This is a genomic window from Halorubellus sp. JP-L1, from assembly GCF_011440375.1.
GTDB lineage: Archaea > Halobacteriota > Halobacteria > Halobacteriales > Natrialbaceae > Halorubellus.
Window position 1 is genome coordinate 1,255,570 of the sequence record NZ_JAAOIR010000001.1, and the last position, 16,784, is coordinate 1,272,353.

The window sequence follows — 16,784 nt, forward strand, 5'->3', positions numbered from 1 at the left end:
GTCGTTCGGCGCGAACCCTCAGCAGGCGTCGCGACGAGAGCGAAGAATTACGTAGCAGGACGTGGAAAGCCGGGTATGTTACGATTCGCCCGGAGCGACCGCAGTCAGCGCGGGTGGACGCACCGTTCGGTCGAACGGTCACGAGCCGCCACGTCTCGCGACGCGGCGTCGACACCGAGTGGAGGTGGTGGGTGATGGTCGATCTCCTCTCGCGGCCGCTCGTGCCCGTCGCCAGCGAGGCAGACGCGGAAGCGACACTCTCCGCGCTCCTCCCGCGCCTCGACGCGGGCACGAGCATCGTCGTCTGTCACGTCGTCGAGAAAGCCGGCGGTGGAATCGACAAAGCGAGCGTCGAACAACGCGAGGAGCGCGCCGAGGAGATCTTCGACGTCGTCCGAGCGCGGTGTCGGGCAGCAGACGTCGACGTCGACACGCGAATCGACTACGGAACCGACGTCGCCGAGACGGTGTTCGACGCAGCCGCCGACGTCGACGCGTCCGCGGTCGTGTTCACGCCACGCGAAGGGTCGCGGTGGCTCCAGTTCCTCACGGGCGAGACGACGCTCGACCTCGTCACGGAGAGCGACCGGCCGGTGGTCGTCCTCCCCGACGACGACCGAACCGTCGACGACGCAGCATCCGGGGCGAGGAATGACTGAGGAAGACCTCGCGAAGGACCTCGGTCCGCTCGCCGCGCTCACGATCGGCGTCGGGACGATGATCGGCGCCGGGATCTTCGTCCTCCCGGGTGACGCGATCTCCAGGTCTGGGAGTCTCGCCGGTGGCGCGTTCGTCCTCGGCGGCGTCATCGCGATATTCACAGCGCTCTCCGCGAGCGAACTCGGGACGGCGATGCCGCGCTCGGGCGGCGCGTACTTCTACGTGAATCGCGCACTCGGCCCGCTGTTCGGGTCGGTCGCCGGCTGGGCGAACTGGCTCGGGCTGGCGTTCGCGTCCGCGTTCTACATGGTCGGCTTCGGCGAGTACGTCCGAAACATCCTCGGGCTCGCCACCGGGTACGCGCTCGTCGGCGTCACCATCCCGACGGTAAAGACGATGGCGTTCGCCGGCGCCGCCCTGTTCATCACCGTGAACTACGTCGGCGCGAAGGAGACCGGTCGCCTGCAGAACATCATCGTCGTCGTCTTGCTGGGCATCCTCACCGTCTTCACCGCCATCGGAATCATGAACGCGCAGCCAGCGAACCTCCCGGAATCGGAGGGTTTCGACGCGATGCTCTCGACGACCGGCCTCATCTTCGTGTCCTACCTCGGGTTCGTCCAGATCACGAGCGTCGCCGAGGAGATCAAGGACCCCGACAGGAACCTGCCGCGAGCCGTCATCGGGAGCGTCCTCATCGTCACGACCGTGTACGCGCTCGTGCTCGTCGTCATGAGCGCCGCCGTCCCCGACGGCTTCATCGCCTCACTCGATCCCGACAAGATCGCGGTCGTCGAGGTCGGGCGACACATCCAGGGTGGCGTCGTCGCTGGCGCCCTCCTCCTGGGAGGATTGCTCGCCACCGCCTCCAGTGCGAACGCGAGCATCCTCGCGTCCTCCCGCATCAACTTCGCGATGGGACGGGACCGCATCATCACGCCCGAATTGAACGAGATCCACGACCGGTTCGGGACGCCGTACCGCGCCATCGGGATCACCGGCGGCCTCATCCTCGCGTTCATCCTCGTCGCACCCATCAACACGCTCGCGGAACTCGGGAGCGTCCTCCACCTCGTCATCTACGGCCTCCTGAACCTCGCACTCATCGTGATGCGCGAGGCGGACGTCGAGAACTACGACCCGTCGTTCACCGTCCCGCTCTACCCCTTCACGCCCATCCTCGGCGCCGTCCTCTCGTTCGCACTCATCGTCTACATCACGCCGTTCGTTCGCGTCCTCGGCCTCGCCGTCGTCGTGTTCGCCGCCGCGTGGTACCTCCTGTACGCACGCAGTCGGACGACCGAAGCGGGCGAACTCGCGGACTGGATCCTCTCGCGGAGCGACGAGATGCCTGATGCGGCAGTCTCCGCAGCCGAATCCGTCGCCCCCGACGGCGGCCAGTATCGCGTGATGGTGCCGCTCGCCAACCCCGAGCACGAGAAAGACCTCATCACGCTCGCGAGCGCACTCGCCAAGCAGAACGACGGAACCGTCATCGCGACGCACATCGTCACCGTCCCAGACCAGACGACGCTCGCGCACGCACGAGACAACGTCAACGCGCTCGACGACGGCGACAGGGACATCCTCGAGACCGCGCGACGGGACGCGGAGACGTTCGGCGTGGACGTCGAGACGCATACGATCTTCTCGCATCGCGCGTTCGACGAGGTGTTCGACGCCGCCCGCACGTACGACGCAGACACCGTCGTCATGGGGTGGGGGCCGAACTCCCACGGCCGCGCGGAATCCCGCGTCGACGAGCTGACGACCGACGTCCCCTGTGACTTCCTCGTCCTCAAGGACCGCGGGTTCGACCCCGACCACTTGCTCGTCCCGACCGCCGGCGGCCCGGACAGCGACCTGTCCGCCGCCGTCGCGCGCGACCTCCGCGCGGAGTACGGGTCGACGGTCTCGCTCCTGTACGTGCGAAGCGACGACCAGACGCGCGACGAGGCAGGCGAGTTCCTCGCGGACTGGGCGGTCGAGCACGACCTCGAGGACGCCGAGTTCCTCGTCGACGAAGGCGACGTCGAGACGGCGATCGAACGCCATTCGCGGGACGCGACGATGCTCGTCGTCGGCGCCACGGAGCGCGGTCTCATCGATCGCTTGCTCGGCGGGACGCTCGTCATGGACGTCGTCGACAACGTCGAATGCTCGGTACTACTCGCCGAGAAGAAGCGCCGCCGCAGTCTCAAAGAGCGACTCCTCGGGAACGACTGACGTCGAGCCCTCCCAGCTCGACGCGTCGCCACCCTGGTCCTCTCGCCACTGCACCCGAGCTAGCGCGTACTCGACGACTCTTCTCCACTGCACGCGATCGCCCATGCTCGCGCACCATCATTTCCGCGTTGCCGAGCGGTGCAACCGCCACCGGGACGACCACTAGAGCGTGACCGCCACCGGGACGACCACCAGAACCTGACTGTCACAGAGCCGACCACCAGAACAGGACTGCCACCGGGACGACCGCCGAACCAGGCCGGTGGAGATCGCGCGGACGGCCGTCGAGGACTCACAGACGGCGACACGAACACCGCATTTCGACGCCGACGGCGTCCACGAGGACGACACCGACGTAGCGATCACCGAGACGAGCGTCGTTCCGCACCGAACCGGTCGCTCCAGACCACGACCTAGCGACCGCGACGCGAGAGGAAAATAAGACCGGAGAAGAGAACGGACCGGCAGTCAGTCGCCGAACATCTGGCGCATCATCGGGTGCATCTCCATGAGCTGTTCCTCGGCGATCTCCTCGTACAGCTTGTACGTGATGGAGACCGCGAGCAGCAGCCCAGTCCCGGAGACGTCCCCGACGGTGCCGAGCATGTTCGCCATGACCGCGAGCAACCCGACGAGCGCACCACCGATGACGGTGACGTGGGGAATGTACCGCTCCATGACCTTCTCGATGACGCCGACGTTCTGGCGGAACCCAGGAATCTGCATCCCCGAGTTCTGGATCTGCTGTGCCGTCGAACGCGGCCCCATATCGGCGGTCTCCACCCAGAAGATGGCGAAGATCGCACCGCCGATGATCATGAACGTCAGGTCGGTCGTGACGCGAGCGATGACCTGCCAGACCTCCTGGCTCGGGCCGCTCGCGAGCCACCACATCCAGTCCGTCGGCTGCCGGATCGGCGCGAGATAGTAGAACAACCCGCCGACCGGCTCGCTCGGACCTTGCGTCGTCGTCGAATACGCACCGAGCCACGGCATGTTGACGCCGAACACCTGGATGACGGTTCGACCACCGGCCACCGTCGCCCCGGCCTGCGAGACCAAGATGCGACCGAGGAACTGGAGGTTCGCCTGCAGTGCGCGAACGAGGATCATCGGCAGGACGCTCGCGTAGATGAGTTTCACGGGGAACCGACCACGTGCACCCTTCACGCGAGCGTGACTCAGCGGAATCTCGATGCGGACGGACTCCGCGTACACGACGATCACGAAGATCGCGAGCGTCGTGACGAGCGCGATGATCTGTCCCTCGGACCCGAGGACGTTGTCGATGTTCATCGCGGTGTCCCCGACGATCATCCCGTACCAGTTGAACAGCAAGCCCTGGCGCGGGCCGATGATGCCGCTCACGAGGCTCTCGGAGACGCCGGCGACGATGAACAGCCCGATACCGGAGCCGACGCCCCACTTCGAGATGACCTCGTCCATGAACAGGATGAGGACGCCACCGACGAAGATCTGCAGGAAGATCAGCGCCTGCACACCCCCGAGCGGGACACCGAGCGATTGCGCGAGCCCCGGGTCCGCGGGTAGGAACCCGCTGAGGACCATCGGCAGCCCCGTCAGCACGATCATGAACACGACGAGGAGTTTCTGGAGGCCCTGGTAGAGCACCTGATCACGGGGGTCGTTCGTGTCCAACCCGAGCAAGTTCGCTCCACCGAGCAACTGGAGCACGATGCTCGCCGTGACGATCGGTCCGATACCCAGGTGCAGCACCGAGAACGAACTACCGGCGAGGATCGCGCGGAACTGCCCGAACAGGTCCTGTTCTCCCCCACTCAGTCCCCAGATGGGGACGCTCGTGAGGAAGAAATACAGCACGAGCACGCCACCGGTCCACAGTAGCTTGCGCTTGAACGGGACGTGCCCTTCCGGTCGCTGGACCGAGGGCATCCGCGTGAGTACCGGTTCCGCAGCCTCCTTCCATCCCATGAGTTACTCCTCGTCGTCCTCGGATGCCTGAGTGTCTTCCGATTCGGCCTTCGCCTCGCCGCGCTCGGAGAGCGACGCCTCGCCCCCGGCCTCCTCGATGAGGCCGCGAGCGCTCGCGGTGAACGCGTCCGCGGTCACGTGCAGTTCGTTCCGAACCTGCCCGTTCCCGAGCACCTTCACCACGTCGGTCTCCCAGCCGTCCTCGACGACGTCGCGTGCGTCGATGACGTACGCGTCGCCGTCCTGCTCGGCGTCACCCTCGGCCGCGTACAGGACCGCGTCCTCGTCGAGCTTCTGCACCGACACCTCGACGACGTCGTCGCGCGCGTCCTGCGGGCGCTTGAAGCCGTGTTTGCCGATCGGTTCGTAGTTGTGGAACTCGTGCTTCCCGCGTCCTGCGCGACCACGCCCACCACGGTTCCCGGCACCACGCCGGTTCTTGTGCGTCCCGCCACCGTGCGTGCGCGACCCGCGCTGTCTTCGTTTCTTGCTCGTCATGGTTATCGCATCGCCTCGAGCAGTTCGTCGATCTCGGTCGTCTCGTGCTTCCCGATCGCCCCACCACGGGACTTCGGGTGCTTCCCACCGTCGTGACCCTTCCGCGGCGGATGCAGACGCAGACAGGGCGCCAGGCCCTGCTCGCGCAGCGTCGTCTCCTCGTCGATCAGGGCCGCAGCGAGGGACTCGAAGTCCTCGAACTCGGTGTGCTCGGCGAGGTAGTCCGCGTCGACGTCCGCGTCGCCCTCGAGGGGCTCGGCGCGCGTCGAGAGGATCGTCGCCAGGACGTCCGCGCTGGGTTCGCCCATCGCCACGTAGTCGTTGACCTTCGTCAACATCCCGCGGTAGCTCTCCGTCTCCGGAACGAGCGCGCAGTGATTGACCTCGTGGACGTTCAGCATCTCCAGCGTGTCCTTGATGTCGCCGGCCATGTCCACTTCACCGCGAAGCTGCACGACCGCCTTCATTGTTCGATCCCTCCCGCACCCTCGCTCTGCCCGCGCGTGCGAGCACCGCGAGACTGCGAGGCGTTCTGGAGCGCGTTGAACGTCGCCTTCGCCAGGTTCACGGTCGTTCGCGTGTTCCCGTAGGACTTCGTCCACGCGTCCTCGACGCCCGCGAGCTCGAGCACGTTCCGAACCGTCTCGCTCGCCGCGAGCCCGAGCCCGAGCGGCGCCGGAATGAGCTCGACCTCGACCGACCCCGCCTTCCCGCTCGTCCGATGCGTGAGCGAGTGCGGTTTCGTCGACCGGTCCTCCCACGACCCGGAGCCACGGGGGACGTCGATGATGTTCAGCTTCGCGATGTCGATCGCCTTCTGGATGGCGGCACCGACCTGGTCGTCTCGACCCTCGGCGTACCCGACGTACCCGTCGCGGTTGCCGATGGCGACGACGCAGCGGAACTTCACCCGTCGACCCGAGTCGGTCATCCGCTGGACCATGTTGATGTCCAGCACCTCGTCGTCGAGCCCCGGCAGGAGCTGATCGACGACCTCGGCCTCCTTCAGCGGAAGTCCCGAGGCGAGGGCTTGCTCCATCGTCTCGATGTCGCCCTCCTGTACCTGCTTCCCGAGTCGGGTGACGGGTTCCCAGCCGTCGTTGTAGTTGTCGTTACTCATTGTTCCATGAGGGTTTCCCGCACTTCGTCGAAGTGCTCGGGGAGTGCTGTTGCGTCGAACTCACTGGTGTACAGCGGTTCGTCGAGTTGTTCTGCATACTCGGCGATGTGCTCGCCGCGGTTCCGCGGCCACTCCGCGAGCACCGCGTCGTTGTGGGGGATCTCCAGGCCCGCGTCGATCGCGCCCTCCTGGATGGCGAACACCTTGCTGCCCGGCGTCGCCGTGTTCAGACCGATGTCGAGGACCGCCTCCTCGAGACCAGCCTCGACCGCGCGCTGACCGGCCAGCAGGCCAGTCAGGTACGCGGCCGGGAGGTTCCCCGTCGGCGCCTCCCAACCGTATTCTTCGAGATCACTCGAGTGTGCAGCCGCGAGCGTGTCGTCACCGTCCGGACCCGGCAGGATCAGCTGCGCCGTGACGTGCCGGTTGCTCTTTCGAGCGACCAGGCGCGGCTTCCCGGATTTCAGGAGGCGCAACCTCTGATGGTAGTCCGTACGGACCTCGCGGCGACGTCGCATCGGAACCTTGTATCGTGGTCCTGTCGCCATTATTCGTCACCGTAGTTGTTGTCGATGTAGTTCAACAGGTACTGGACGCTCCGGAACTCCCCGCCACGAGCCTTGTTGTAGAGCTCGCGGTACTGCGTGCGATCGATCTCGCCGCTCCCGCGGAGTTCGTTGAGCTTCTTTCGCTGTGCACGGATGCGCTTCTGCCAGGCATCCTTCGGGTCCTCGCGAGCACCGGCCTTCCCCTGACGGGTCCCGGGGCCCTTCTGGTGGCCGTACGCGCGCTTTGCCTTCCGTTCGCGCGCTCGACCCTTCGAGTTGCCCTTCTTCGGTTCCGCTCGAATCGTGCCGTCGTCGACGAGTTCGCGGATGTCCTCGCGCGTGATCGCTTCCGCGATCTCGCCCTGCGCGTCGGGATCGAACCAGACGCGGCTCTTCCCGACGTCGAGGACGTCCGACGCAAGTCGCTTCTGTGCGGACAGATCACTCATCGGAATCGACCTCCACTTCGACGTAGGTCGGGTTCAGCACTCGAATTCCGTCGTCTTCGGCCTGCTCCTCGATGCGCTCGCGCTTGCGAGCACCGACCGCGGAGGCGATACGGACCGCTTCCGTGTCGCCGTCCACGCCCTCGAGGTCGTCCGCGTTGTGCACGCGAACCTCCTCGAAGCCCGAGGGGTGCTTGCCGCGCACCGCCTTCGGCGTCCGGAAGCCAGCCTGGACCTTGTCGCCCTTGCCCTTGATACCACGTCGCTGCTTGGACAGCTGGCCGCGCGGCTTCCGCCACGAGGTCGGCGTCCGCTTCTTCTTGTGGTAGTCCTGACGGTTGAACTGGGGCTTGCCGACGCGACGGCGCTGGTCGAGGAGGCGCTCCTCGGTCTCGGACAGCTCCGGCGTCTTCTCGGTCAGCCCACGCGGCTGGAGTTCCGTCTCCACGTCCTCCTCGTCCGCTTCGGCCTCGGACTCGTCGGCCTCGATCTCCGCCTCGGTGTCCTCGCTAACCTCGAGGTCACCGACGTCCGCCTTGATACGCGCAGCGAGCGCGTTCCCGATGCCCTCGACGTCCGCGAGCTCCGACTGGGACGCCGCCTTGACGTCCTCGATCGAGTCGTAGCCCGCGTCGCGGAGTGCATCGGCCTTCGATGGCCCGACACCGCTGATCTCCTCGAGACTCTCGGGTTCGTCTGCCATCTATCAGGCACCTCCTTTCGCGGGTTTCTGCGTGATGTACACGCCGTCCTGGAAGACGCGCGTGTCCTTCCCGGACACCTTCGTCAACTGCTCGATGTCCGCGGCGGTCTGCCCGACAGCTTCCTTGTCAGGGCCGCTGATGGTGAGTTCCTCACCGTCGACGGCGACGTCGGTGTCGCCGTGGATAGTCGTTCGTCGCGGTGCCTTCTCGCCGAGGAAGTTCTCGATCACGACCTCCTCACCCTCCACCGCCACCTGCATCGGGAAGTGAGAGTAGAAGACTTCCATCTCGTACTCCCAGCCCTCGGTGACGCCGTGGAACATGTTCTGGACGTGACTCTCGAACGTTCCGACCGTCGCCGTCGTCTTCGCGTCGTCCGCCGAAGAGGAGATGACGACCATCTCGTCCTCGACGTCGACGGAGACGTCCGGGTACCAGAGCCGTCGTGTGACGGCTCCGTTGGGCCCCTCGACCGTCAGGTCGAGGTGGTCCACGTCGGCGGTTACGTCGTCCGGAATCTGTAGTTCGACTCGCATGATTCAGTACACGTACGCGATGACCTGACCGCCGATCCCCGCGTCACGAGCCTCGTAGTGACTCATGACGCCGTGACTCGTCGTCACGATGAGCGCGCCGTAGTCCCGAGCGGGGAGGAACCGCTTCTCCCAGCGCTCGAACTCGTCGGCACCCACCGAATACCGGGGCTTGACGGGGCCACACTCGTTGATCTGGCCTTTCAATTCGACCTCGAACTCACCGGATTTACCGTCGTCGACGTACTCGAAGCCGTCGATGTACCCGCGGTCGTAGAAGACCTCGAGTACGCTACCGATCTCGTTCGAAGCGGGCGATACGTTGTGCGTGAGATGCCCGACGCTCTCGGCGTTGTCGAGGCCGGAGAGCGCATTACTGAACGGGTCGCTTGCTGTCATTGTTATCGGTACTTCTTGAAGCCCATGTTTCGGGCGATCTCTCGGAAGCACTGTCGGCAGAGCCAGATGTCGTACTTCCCGACGAGGCCCTGCTCTCGACCGCAGCGCTGGCACTCCTCCATCTGGCCAGTGCGCTTGGCGGCGTGCTCTCCGGTCTGCTCACTCTCAGTTTCGCTTTCACTCATCGTTTACCTCCACGTCGAACGTCGACTCGACGAACCGAACCGCGTCCTCGGGATTCAGTCGATGCTTCGACGGCAGGCTCTGCGTGCGCTTGTCGCGCTTCGCCACGCGGTAGCCCGGCCGCACGAGGTTCACGGTCACGTCCATCCCGTAGATGCCGACGTTCGGGTCGTACTCCTGACTCGGGAAGTCCGTGTGCTCGTCCACACCGAAACTGAAGTTCCCGGTGTCGTCGAACTGCGTCGTCGAGAGCTCCGAGAGCGGGAGCGCGCGCACCAGGAAGTCCTGGGCGTCGTCCCCGCGGAGCGTCACCTTCGCACCGATCGGGTCGCCCTGACGGATGCCGAAGTCCGGCATCGTCGACTTCGCCTTCGTGCGAACCGACTGCTGCTGGGTGACGTCCTCGATGATGTCCTCCGCGTTCGCGAGCTCGCGACCACCTTCGCCGACGCCCATGTGGACGACGACCTTCTCGATGGTGGGTTCGCGCATCTCGTGGAACTCGGCGGACTCGCTCTCACTCATCAGTCCTCACCTCCCGTGGAGTCGGTGAAGTTCTCGTCGATGACGACGACGTACTCCTCGACGGTCTCGTACCCGCCGTCATCCTGCGAGACGACGACCGTGTTCGAGCCGCTGCCGTGCGTCACGTCGATCGACTCGATCTCGCCGATCTCGCCGGCGTGACTGCCGCGGACGGCCGTCACGAGCGCACCCTCCTCGTAGGGGAAGTGCGCGACGATCTCCGCGCTCTCGAAGTCGACGACGACCGAGTCCTTCGCCGAGTACTCGCTCGCGTCATCGAGCTGGAGCGTCTGTCCGTCGTGCAGCGCCAGCTGGGTGTCGCCCCCAGCGACCTGCTGCTTGCCCGCGATCTTCCCGAGCTTCGCGTCCGCCGCATCGGCGTCGATCGGCGTCAGCGCGAGCCGGCCGCCTTCGTCGGGGAACACGCGATAGTGCTCGCCGCGCTCGGTGAACCCGAGGATGTCGAACATCCCGATCGGGCGCTGCTCGTCGCTCACGGCGTCGCCGTTCACGAGCACCGACCCCTCGTTGAGGGCGTAGCGAGCCTCCTTCTTCGAGTCGGCGTACCCGAGGACGTCGCGGAGCAGGATGACCAGCGGGACACCCTCCTCGCCGTGCGGGCCGGCGTCGGCCTTCACGGTGAACGTCTCGGTCTTGCGCTCGACGGGCCAGGACTTCGGAACCGAGAGTCGCTTCTGGTGTTTCGTCATTCGTCATCACCTCTGAGTCGCGCCTCGCGAACGTCGTCCTCGAGATCGAGGTCGACGATGCGGAGGTTCGACGCGTCGAGCGGACGCGGCACGTCCTCGCCGTCGGCCTTCTCGACCGTGACGTCCTCGACGTGGACGACGGACTCGCGGAGGTCGACCGCGAGCACTTCGCCCTCTTCGCCGGCGAAGTCACCGCGGAGCACCTCGACCGTGTCGCCCGCGTTCACGCGGGCGCGACGACGGTCGAACTCCTCGCGGAGGTCCTCGCTCAGCGTCGACCGGACCTGCTTTTGCTTCTCGTGAAGCGAGGCACGCTCGGTCTGGTTGCGTTGTTTGGATGGTTGTCGTGTCATACTATCATCGTCGCAGTGGACGCGATGGAGCCGAAGCGCTCCGCCACTTCGCGCGCGATCGGACCCTTGATCTCCGTCCCCTGGGGCTCCTCGTTCTCGTTCACGAGCACGGCCGCGTTGTCCTCGAACTTGACGCGAGTGCCGTCGGGACGACGGATCGGCTTGCGCTGACGGACGATGACGGCTTCCTTGACCTGACGACGCTCTTCGGGCGTCCCCTTGGTCACCGAGACCGTCACCTTGTCACCGACGCCCGCCTTCGGGTGTCGGTTCTTCGTGCCCTGGTAGCCGGCGACGCTGATGATCTTCACTTCGCGCGCCCCGGTGTTGTCAGAACACAGCACGAGCGAGCCCTTCTCGAGGCCCTGCGTGACGTCTGCCTTCAGCGCTTCCATCAGTTCTCACCTCCGTCCTCGAGTCGTTCGACGACGACGTGAGATTTCGTCTTCGAAAGCGGTCGTGTCTCTGCGATGCGAACCGCGTCGCCTTCCGAGAGCTCCATGCACGTCGGTGCATGAGCGGGCACCCGCGAACGCCGCTTCATGTAGCGGTCGTACTTGGGGACCCGCACGTCGTACTCTCGCTCGACGACGACGGTCTTGTCCATGTCTGTGGAGGCTACCCTGCCTTCGAGGGTCTGGCCGCGCACGGCAAGCGAGCCGTGGAACGGGCAGTCCTCGTCGGAACAGGAGTCCTCCGGTTCTGGTACGTTCAGTCCTATCGCCATTTCGAATCACCTGCAGTTTCCGTTCGGAGTGCGGGTCGTGAGAGCAACCGGTCGCCATCCACCGTAACGTAGGCCACGCCGTCGCCCGACCCGGACTGACCAGCGCGAACGCTGGCAGTATCCCGACCGAGTTTCGACGTGGTCCCCGACCGCTTGACGCGATCGGCGGCTTCATCTGTGAGCTGGAACTCGAACACCGCGGACTCCTTGGGCACCTGACGCACGCGAGACTCGCCGTCGTGCACGTCCTCGACGTGCAGCGTCCGCGTGGACTCCAGCACGACACGCCCCGCTATCCCGACGAGGTCGGGGTTCGCGGCGTCGACCACCGCAACGCGGAGGCCGTTCAGTTCGTGTCGTGGGAGCGTCTCGGGCGTCAGTGCCATCGTTAGTTACTCGTGGTCGCCTGCTTCCGTCTGGATCGTCTTGATGCGAGCGATCGTCTTCTTCAGCTCGCTCACGCGCCCGGGGTTCTCGGGCGCACCACCGGCGGCCTGGACGGCCTTCGTGTTGAGGAGCTCGGTCTCGAGTTCCTCCAGCTCTTCCTCGCGCTCGGTGGCGGTCATGTCGCGGATCTCTTCGATGTGGAGAATCGCCATGACTTACTCCTCCGTGTCCTCGTCTTCGTCGTCCATCTCTTCGAGCATCTCCTCGGCCTCGGCCTCGACGGCCTCGTCGAGCTCCTCGAAGTCCTCTTCGACGTCGTCGTCGGTCGGCACGTCGACGTCCTCGTCGACGACGTCCTCGACGTCCTCCTCGAGGACTTCCTCGACGACCTCCTCGTCGACCGACTCGACGTCCTCGTCGGCGGCCTCCTCGTCGGCGTCGGCGGACGCCTCGTCCGCGTCGCCCTGGGCCTCCTCCTGGATGGCGGCGAGTTCGTCGTCGTCGGGCTCCTCGATGAGGTCAGCGGCCTCGTTGGCCTCGACGGCCTCCGGCGCGACCTCGTCGACGTCCATGTCCGCGTGCACGGCGAAGTCGTCGGGGAGTTCCGCACCCGGCGGGATGATCTTCACGTCGACACCGATCGTGCCGAGCTTCATCACCGCGACGCCCTGGCCGTGGTCGACGACCGTCTCCGCGGGCTCGCCGTTGTGCTTGATGTAGCCGTCGTTGAACTTCTCGACGCGCGACCGCGCGCCAGTGACCTTCCCGCTCAGGACGATCTCGGCGCCGAGCGCGCCAGCGTCCATGATGCGTTCGAGCGTCGTGTGACCGGCCTTCCGGAAGTACCAGCCACGCTCGAGCGCGTTCGCGAGACGATCCGCGACGATGCGCGCGTTCAGGTCGGGCTCGTCGACCTCCTGCACGTCGATCTGGGGGTCCTCGAGGTTGAATCGCTCCTCGAGCTGGGTGGTGACCTTCCGGATGTTCTTCCCACCCTTCCCGATGACCATCCCGGGCTTCTCCGCCTTGAGGACGATCTGCATGCCCATCGGCGTCGGCGCCATCTCCATGCCGCCGTAGCCGGCGCGACCGAGCTCTTCCGCGAAGAACTCGTCGATCTGGGAGCGCTGCAGTCCGTCCTGGATGAATTCGTGTTCGTCAGCCATTATGCTTCGACCTCCTCGACGACGATTTCCACGTCGACCTGCGGCGTGTTCCACGGCGACGCACGCCCCATCGCTCGCGGCTTGCGTCCCTGGCTCTCACCGATCTTGTGTGCCGCACAGTGCGCGATCTCCATGGACTCGCCGTCGAATCCCTGGTGGTCGGCGTTCGCGGCGACGTTCGTGAGCAGCTCCTTGAACGCCTTGCTGGCCTTCTCGGGGTAGCGGCCGGCGTCCCAGCCGTCGATGTCGCTTCGATGACCGACACCGCTGTTGTGCTGCCTGAACGGCACCGAGCGGTCGCCGGCGATGACCTCGTCGAGGTATGCTTGCGCGTCCTCGACGGTCATCCCCTTGATCTCTCGCGCGATGGCCTTGCTGTGCTTGTTGCTCATGTGACGCTCCCGAAGCATGGCTTTCGCCGTCGTGTCCGGGTCCGCGTCGACGCTGTAACTGATTCCCATGGTTTACTTGAGTGGCACGAACTTCGAGGACCGCGTCGCCCCGATGCCGGCCTGTCCGTGCTCGACGGACGTCCGTGTGAGCTGGAACTCGCCGAGGTAGTGCCCGATCATCTCGGGCTCCACTCGAACGCGCTCGAACTCCTGGCCGTTGTACACGGCGAACGTCAGGTCGACGAACTCCGGTAGGACGACCATGTCACGCAGGTGCGTGCGGATCGGGTCGTTCGCGGTCTCCTCTTCGGTCGCGTCGCGGGCCTTCTCGACGAGCTTCTGCTTCTCGACGGAGAGGCCGCGCTCGATACTTCGCCGCTGGCGAGCGGGCAACAGTTCCGCGACGTCCTCCAGGTCGAGTTCCTGGAGTTCGTCGAGCGTGTGGCCACGGTACGTGAACTCCTCGTCCTCGTCCCGGCCGGTTCTGTAATCCTGACTGCTCATTTGTCACCACCTCGACCCGTGCGGCGGGACGCGATGTCGCCGACCTTCCGGCCCGGCGGCGCGTTCCGCGACACGGACTTGGGCTGCCCCGGGTGCTGGCGGCCACCGCCACCGAACGGGTGGTCGACGGCGTTCATCGCCACACCGCGGACGGTCGGCCACTTGCCACCCCGGGACTTCATCTTGTGGTACTTGTTCCCAGCCTTCACGAACGGCTTCTCCGTTCGACCGCCACCGGCGACCACGCCGACCGTGGCGCGGCACTCCGGCGACAGCCGCTTCATCTCGCCACTCGGCAGCTGGACGACCGCGGCGTCGCGGTCGTGCGTGATGAGGTCGGCGCTCGTCCCCGACGCACGCGCGAACTTCCCGCCGTCGCTCGGCTGGCGTTCGACGTTACACACGGGCACACCCTCGGGGATCTCCGCCAGCGGCATCGTGTTGCCGGGCTTGATCTCCGAGGAGATACCGACCTGCAGTTCGTCGCCCACACCGACGCCCTCCGGCGCGAGCACGAGACGACGATCGCCGTCCTCGAACTCGACAGCCGCGACGGGCGCGGAGCGCGCGGGGTCGTGCTCGATGTCGACGACCTCGCCCGCGACGACGTCCGATTCCTCCAGTTTCTTGTGACTCAGGTCAGCCTTGTAGCGGTGACTCGGTGCTCGGAACGTCGAGCCGCCACGGCCACGTCGCTGTCCCTGAATGCGTCGTCCCATTCTTAGAACACCCCGATTCGAGAGGCCACTTCCTGCGCGTCGTCGTCCTCGCTGAGTCGGACGATCGCCTTCTTCTGGCCCTTCATCGTCAGCATCGTGTTCACGTCGTCCACGGCCACGTCGAACTGCGACTCGACGGCGTCGCGGACGTCGGGCTTCGCAGCCTGATCGTGCACGATGAACTGGAGCTTGTTCTCGAAGTCCATGTCGTTCATCGCCTTCTCGGTGACGAGCGGGAACCGAATCACGTCGGCACTCATCGCTCTGCCACCTCCTCGACCGCGGACGCCGTCCAGACCGTCAACCGACCGGCGTCAGCGCCGGGCGCGAGGTCCTCGACGTCGACGTTCGCGGCGGTCGCGACGTCGACGCCCGCGAGGTTCCGCGCGGCCTTCGACGGGCCGGCGTCGCTCGACGTGACGAAGAGCACGGACGTCGGTTCCGTGTACTTGCGGCCGCGAGCCTTCCCCTGGCCCGCGCGAACCGAACGCCCCTCGTCGGCGCGCTCGACGTCGTCGTACGCACCGAGGCCCTCGAGCAAGGAGACGACCTCCTTGGTCTTCACGAGGTCCTCGAAGTCGTCGGCAACGACGACCGGGAGGTCGAGCTCGTCGTCGAACGCGTGCCCGCGTTCGGCGACGCGCTCGGCGTCGACCGTCGCTGCGACCGCCGACCGGAACGCCAGCTTGCGTTCCTTGTCGTTGATCGACTTCCCGTGGTCTTTCTCGGCTTTCGGCGGGTGCGCGCTGCGACCCCCGACCGCCTGGGGGACGCGCGCAGCCTGACCGTTCGTGCGCGGCACGTGCGCCATGCCACGCCCGGAGCCGGGCGATTCCGCGGACGTCCGGAGACCCGCGTGCGGGTCCGAGCCGTAGTCCTGCTTCGCGTTCGCCTGGGCGACGCCGACCGCTCGCTTGATGAGGTCCGGGCGGAACTGCGTCCCGAAGACCTCCGGCAGGTCGAGCGAATCGGATTCCTCGCCGTCCAGGTCGTAGATTGTCGCGTTCATGATTTAGCCCTGGTTCGATGCTGTGGAGACGAACCGAACCTCGGGATCGAGGCGCGGTTGCTCGTTCGGCCGGATGGCCGGTCGAAGCCGGAGGAGTCGCTGGTCGGGGCCGGGAACCGAACCCTTCACGAGCGTGTACGGCCCGTCGACCTCGCCGTAGTTGACGAAGCCACCGTCGACGTTGACGTCGTCGCCGTCGCCGAGGCCGAGGATGCGCTTGTTGAGTTCGGTCCGCTGATGGTAGCCCGTCTGGCCCTGCTGGGGAACCGTCGAGCGAACGCGGCTCGGGTTCCACGGGCCGAGGTTACCGATGCGGCGCCGCCAGCCCTGGCGGGCGTGCTTGCCCTTCCGCTTCTGGACGCCCCAGCGCTTGACGGGACCCTGGGTGCCCTTCCCCGTGGTGACGCCGGCGACGTCCGCGAGTTCGCCCTCGCGGAAGATCTCCGTCGTCTCGTGCTCGCCGCCCTCCTCGAGGAGGTCGAGCCCGTAGTCGAGCCGGTCGTCGAGCGAACCCCCGCCGATGCGGGTCTCCATGACGTCCGGCTTCTTCTTCGGGACCGACGGCACGCTCGACGGCGTCGTGTGCGTGATCGCACGCACGTCGGCGACGTCGGCGTCCGCAACTGCGTCGCGGAACTCCTCGGCGGACGTCTCGAAGTCGACGTCCTCCGGGACGTCGAGGACGCGGTCGAGGTCCTCGTCGACGTCGCTCGCCCACACTTCCGTGAGCGGCTGCTTGCCGTACGGCGTGTCTTCGTACGCTCGCAGCGCGACCGCCTGCATCGGCGGTGTCTCGATGATGGTGACCGGGACGGTCTCCTCCATCCCTTCGCGGGGGGAGTTGGACTCGTCGTTGATCATCACCACGTGTGTCATCCCGGCCTTGTAGCCGGCGAATCCCTGCAGCGTCGGCTGTCCATCGTCGTCGGGCCACGAGTTGAAACGCGGCGTCTCGCTCGACGCGCGCACTCGCGGACCGAATCCGAGTGAACCTTTGCGTGGTCTGCTTGGTTGTGGCATGC

Annotated in this window: 26 protein-coding genes; 2 read left to right on the plus strand and 24 right to left on the minus strand. The window is 66.2% G+C overall.

Annotation, left to right across the window (positions count from 1 at the left end):
- Positions 1–194: 194 nt before the first annotated feature.
- Positions 195–659 (plus strand): universal stress protein, encoded by a 465-nt coding sequence (locus tag G9C85_RS06275; protein WP_166038008.1) that lies wholly within the window; start codon positions 195–197, stop codon positions 657–659.
- Positions 652–2,886, plus strand: coding sequence for an amino acid permease (locus G9C85_RS06280; RefSeq protein WP_166038009.1), 2,235 nt, complete (start codon positions 652–654; stop codon positions 2,884–2,886). The genes G9C85_RS06275 and G9C85_RS06280 overlap by 8 nt, the downstream gene beginning before the upstream one ends.
- 468 nt (positions 2,887–3,354) lie before the next feature.
- Here G9C85_RS06280 and secY read toward each other — a convergent pair whose 3' ends face one another.
- From secY to G9C85_RS06400, 24 genes are read right to left on the minus strand one after another with little or no spacing between them, the layout of a single operon-like run.
- Positions 3,355–4,839, minus strand: coding sequence for a preprotein translocase subunit SecY (gene secY, locus G9C85_RS06285; RefSeq protein WP_166038011.1), 1,485 nt, complete (start codon positions 4,837–4,839; stop codon positions 3,355–3,357).
- Between the two features lie 3 nt (positions 4,840–4,842).
- A complete protein-coding gene (locus G9C85_RS06290; protein WP_166038013.1) occupies positions 4,843–5,337 on the minus strand; it encodes an uL15m family ribosomal protein in 495 nt (164 codons plus the stop codon).
- A gap of 2 nt (positions 5,338–5,339) precedes the next feature.
- Positions 5,340–5,804: a 50S ribosomal protein L30 gene (gene rpmD, locus G9C85_RS06295; protein ID WP_166038015.1), complete on the minus strand. Its 465-nt coding sequence runs from the start codon at positions 5,802–5,804 to the stop codon at positions 5,340–5,342.
- Positions 5,801–6,457 (minus strand): 30S ribosomal protein S5, encoded by a 657-nt coding sequence (locus G9C85_RS06300; protein WP_166038017.1) that lies wholly within the window; start codon positions 6,455–6,457, stop codon positions 5,801–5,803. Before G9C85_RS06300 ends, rpmD begins: the two co-directional genes overlap by 4 nt.
- Entirely contained in the window at positions 6,454–7,005 is a 552-nt protein-coding gene (locus G9C85_RS06305) for a 50S ribosomal protein L18 (protein WP_166038019.1), read from the minus strand. The genes G9C85_RS06300 and G9C85_RS06305 overlap by 4 nt, the downstream gene beginning before the upstream one ends.
- On the minus strand, positions 7,005–7,454 hold the full coding sequence (locus tag G9C85_RS06310; RefSeq protein ID WP_166038021.1) for a 50S ribosomal protein L19e: 450 nt from the start codon (positions 7,452–7,454) through the stop codon (positions 7,005–7,007). Before G9C85_RS06310 ends, G9C85_RS06305 begins: the two co-directional genes overlap by 1 nt.
- On the minus strand, positions 7,447–8,154 hold the full coding sequence (locus tag G9C85_RS06315; protein ID WP_166038023.1) for a 50S ribosomal protein L32e: 708 nt from the start codon (positions 8,152–8,154) through the stop codon (positions 7,447–7,449). Before G9C85_RS06315 ends, G9C85_RS06310 begins: the two co-directional genes overlap by 8 nt.
- A gap of 3 nt (positions 8,155–8,157) precedes the next feature.
- On the minus strand, positions 8,158–8,694 hold the full coding sequence (locus G9C85_RS06320) for a 50S ribosomal protein L6 (RefSeq protein WP_369680783.1): 537 nt from the start codon (positions 8,692–8,694) through the stop codon (positions 8,158–8,160).
- Positions 8,695–9,087: a 30S ribosomal protein S8 gene (locus tag G9C85_RS06325; protein WP_166038027.1), complete on the minus strand. Its 393-nt coding sequence runs from the start codon at positions 9,085–9,087 to the stop codon at positions 8,695–8,697.
- A 2-nt stretch (positions 9,088–9,089) separates the two neighbouring features.
- Entirely contained in the window at positions 9,090–9,272 is a 183-nt protein-coding gene (locus tag G9C85_RS06330; RefSeq protein WP_166038029.1) for a 30S ribosomal protein S14, read from the minus strand.
- On the minus strand, positions 9,265–9,795 hold the full coding sequence (locus G9C85_RS06335; protein WP_166038031.1) for a 50S ribosomal protein L5: 531 nt from the start codon (positions 9,793–9,795) through the stop codon (positions 9,265–9,267). The genes G9C85_RS06330 and G9C85_RS06335 overlap by 8 nt, the downstream gene beginning before the upstream one ends.
- On the minus strand, positions 9,795–10,505 hold the full coding sequence (locus tag G9C85_RS06340; RefSeq protein ID WP_166038032.1) for a 30S ribosomal protein S4e: 711 nt from the start codon (positions 10,503–10,505) through the stop codon (positions 9,795–9,797). Before G9C85_RS06340 ends, G9C85_RS06335 begins: the two co-directional genes overlap by 1 nt.
- Complete coding sequence (gene rplX, locus G9C85_RS06345; RefSeq protein ID WP_166038034.1) at positions 10,502–10,858, minus strand: 50S ribosomal protein L24; 357 nt, start codon at positions 10,856–10,858, stop codon at positions 10,502–10,504. The genes G9C85_RS06340 and rplX overlap by 4 nt, the downstream gene beginning before the upstream one ends.
- Positions 10,855–11,253 carry a 50S ribosomal protein L14 gene (locus G9C85_RS06350; RefSeq protein WP_166038036.1) on the minus strand — a complete coding sequence of 133 codons (399 nt, stop codon included), beginning with the start codon at positions 11,251–11,253 and terminating at the stop codon, positions 10,855–10,857. The genes rplX and G9C85_RS06350 overlap by 4 nt, the downstream gene beginning before the upstream one ends.
- Complete coding sequence (locus G9C85_RS06355; RefSeq protein WP_166038038.1) at positions 11,253–11,585, minus strand: 30S ribosomal protein S17; 333 nt, start codon at positions 11,583–11,585, stop codon at positions 11,253–11,255. Before G9C85_RS06355 ends, G9C85_RS06350 begins: the two co-directional genes overlap by 1 nt.
- Complete coding sequence (locus G9C85_RS06360) at positions 11,576–11,971, minus strand: ribonuclease P protein component 1 (RefSeq protein WP_166038040.1); 396 nt, start codon at positions 11,969–11,971, stop codon at positions 11,576–11,578. Before G9C85_RS06360 ends, G9C85_RS06355 begins: the two co-directional genes overlap by 10 nt.
- A 6-nt stretch (positions 11,972–11,977) precedes the next feature.
- Entirely contained in the window at positions 11,978–12,184 is a 207-nt protein-coding gene (gene rpmC, locus G9C85_RS06365) for a 50S ribosomal protein L29 (protein ID WP_166038042.1), read from the minus strand.
- Positions 12,185–12,187: 3 nt separating this feature from the next.
- A complete protein-coding gene (locus tag G9C85_RS06370; protein ID WP_166038044.1) occupies positions 12,188–13,138 on the minus strand; it encodes a 30S ribosomal protein S3 in 951 nt (316 codons plus the stop codon).
- Positions 13,138–13,599, minus strand: a complete 462-nt coding sequence (locus G9C85_RS06375) for a 50S ribosomal protein L22 (RefSeq protein WP_166038046.1) — start codon at positions 13,597–13,599, stop codon at positions 13,138–13,140. Before G9C85_RS06375 ends, G9C85_RS06370 begins: the two co-directional genes overlap by 1 nt.
- Before the next feature lie 3 nt (positions 13,600–13,602).
- Entirely contained in the window at positions 13,603–14,034 is a 432-nt protein-coding gene (locus G9C85_RS06380) for a 30S ribosomal protein S19 (RefSeq protein ID WP_166038049.1), read from the minus strand.
- The gene (locus tag G9C85_RS06385; RefSeq protein WP_166038051.1) at positions 14,031–14,753 is read right to left on the minus strand and encodes a 50S ribosomal protein L2; all 723 of its coding nucleotides are present in this window, start codon (positions 14,751–14,753) and stop codon (positions 14,031–14,033) included. Before G9C85_RS06385 ends, G9C85_RS06380 begins: the two co-directional genes overlap by 4 nt.
- Positions 14,754–14,755: 2 nt before the next feature.
- Positions 14,756–15,013: a 50S ribosomal protein L23 gene (locus G9C85_RS06390; protein WP_166038052.1), complete on the minus strand. Its 258-nt coding sequence runs from the start codon at positions 15,011–15,013 to the stop codon at positions 14,756–14,758.
- Positions 15,010–15,762, minus strand: a complete 753-nt coding sequence (gene rpl4p / locus G9C85_RS06395) for a 50S ribosomal protein L4 (RefSeq protein WP_166038054.1) — start codon at positions 15,760–15,762, stop codon at positions 15,010–15,012. The genes G9C85_RS06390 and rpl4p overlap by 4 nt, the downstream gene beginning before the upstream one ends.
- A gap of 3 nt (positions 15,763–15,765) precedes the next feature.
- A complete protein-coding gene (locus G9C85_RS06400; RefSeq protein WP_166038056.1) occupies positions 15,766–16,782 on the minus strand; it encodes a 50S ribosomal protein L3 in 1,017 nt (338 codons plus the stop codon).
- Between the last annotated feature and the right edge of the window lie 2 nt (positions 16,783–16,784).

Bases quoted from the DNA above. Each gene is read 5' to 3' on its own strand.
- G9C85_RS06275 (WP_166038008.1), top strand. From the start codon at position 195: ATGGTCGATCTCCTCTCGCGGCCGCTCGTGCCCGTCGCCAGCGAGGCA.
- G9C85_RS06280 (WP_166038009.1), top strand. From the start codon at position 652: ATGACTGAGGAAGACCTCGCGAAGGACCTCGGTCCGCTCGCCGCGCTC.
- secY (WP_166038011.1), bottom strand. From the start codon at position 4,839: ATGGGATGGAAGGAGGCTGCGGAACCGGTACTCACGCGGATGCCCTCG.
- G9C85_RS06290 (WP_166038013.1), bottom strand. From the start codon at position 5,337: ATGACGAGCAAGAAACGAAGACAGCGCGGGTCGCGCACGCACGGTGGC.
- rpmD (WP_166038015.1), bottom strand. From the start codon at position 5,804: ATGAAGGCGGTCGTGCAGCTTCGCGGTGAAGTGGACATGGCCGGCGAC.
- G9C85_RS06300 (WP_166038017.1), bottom strand. From the start codon at position 6,457: ATGAGTAACGACAACTACAACGACGGCTGGGAACCCGTCACCCGACTC.
- G9C85_RS06305 (WP_166038019.1), bottom strand. From the start codon at position 7,005: ATGGCGACAGGACCACGATACAAGGTTCCGATGCGACGTCGCCGCGAG.
- G9C85_RS06310 (WP_166038021.1), bottom strand. From the start codon at position 7,454: ATGAGTGATCTGTCCGCACAGAAGCGACTTGCGTCGGACGTCCTCGAC.
- G9C85_RS06315 (WP_166038023.1), bottom strand. From the start codon at position 8,154: ATGGCAGACGAACCCGAGAGTCTCGAGGAGATCAGCGGTGTCGGGCCA.
- G9C85_RS06325 (WP_166038027.1), bottom strand. From the start codon at position 9,087: ATGACAGCAAGCGACCCGTTCAGTAATGCGCTCTCCGGCCTCGACAAC.
- G9C85_RS06330 (WP_166038029.1), bottom strand. From the start codon at position 9,272: ATGAGTGAAAGCGAAACTGAGAGTGAGCAGACCGGAGAGCACGCCGCC.
- G9C85_RS06335 (WP_166038031.1), bottom strand. From the start codon at position 9,795: ATGAGTGAGAGCGAGTCCGCCGAGTTCCACGAGATGCGCGAACCCACC.
- G9C85_RS06340 (WP_166038032.1), bottom strand. From the start codon at position 10,505: ATGACGAAACACCAGAAGCGACTCTCGGTTCCGAAGTCCTGGCCCGTC.
- rplX (WP_166038034.1), bottom strand. From the start codon at position 10,858: ATGACACGACAACCATCCAAACAACGCAACCAGACCGAGCGTGCCTCG.
- G9C85_RS06350 (WP_166038036.1), bottom strand. From the start codon at position 11,253: ATGGAAGCGCTGAAGGCAGACGTCACGCAGGGCCTCGAGAAGGGCTCG.
- G9C85_RS06355 (WP_166038038.1), bottom strand. From the start codon at position 11,585: ATGGCGATAGGACTGAACGTACCAGAACCGGAGGACTCCTGTTCCGAC.
- G9C85_RS06360 (WP_166038040.1), bottom strand. From the start codon at position 11,971: ATGGCACTGACGCCCGAGACGCTCCCACGACACGAACTGAACGGCCTC.
- rpmC (WP_166038042.1), bottom strand. From the start codon at position 12,184: ATGGCGATTCTCCACATCGAAGAGATCCGCGACATGACCGCCACCGAG.
- G9C85_RS06370 (WP_166038044.1), bottom strand. From the start codon at position 13,138: ATGGCTGACGAACACGAATTCATCCAGGACGGACTGCAGCGCTCCCAG.
- G9C85_RS06375 (WP_166038046.1), bottom strand. From the start codon at position 13,599: ATGGGAATCAGTTACAGCGTCGACGCGGACCCGGACACGACGGCGAAA.
- G9C85_RS06380 (WP_166038049.1), bottom strand. From the start codon at position 14,034: ATGAGCAGTCAGGATTACAGAACCGGCCGGGACGAGGACGAGGAGTTC.
- G9C85_RS06385 (WP_166038051.1), bottom strand. From the start codon at position 14,753: ATGGGACGACGCATTCAGGGACAGCGACGTGGCCGTGGCGGCTCGACG.
- G9C85_RS06390 (WP_166038052.1), bottom strand. From the start codon at position 15,013: ATGAGTGCCGACGTGATTCGGTTCCCGCTCGTCACCGAGAAGGCGATG.
- rpl4p (WP_166038054.1), bottom strand. From the start codon at position 15,762: ATGAACGCGACAATCTACGACCTGGACGGCGAGGAATCCGATTCGCTC.
- G9C85_RS06400 (WP_166038056.1), bottom strand. From the start codon at position 16,782: ATGCCACAACCAAGCAGACCACGCAAAGGTTCACTCGGATTCGGTCCG.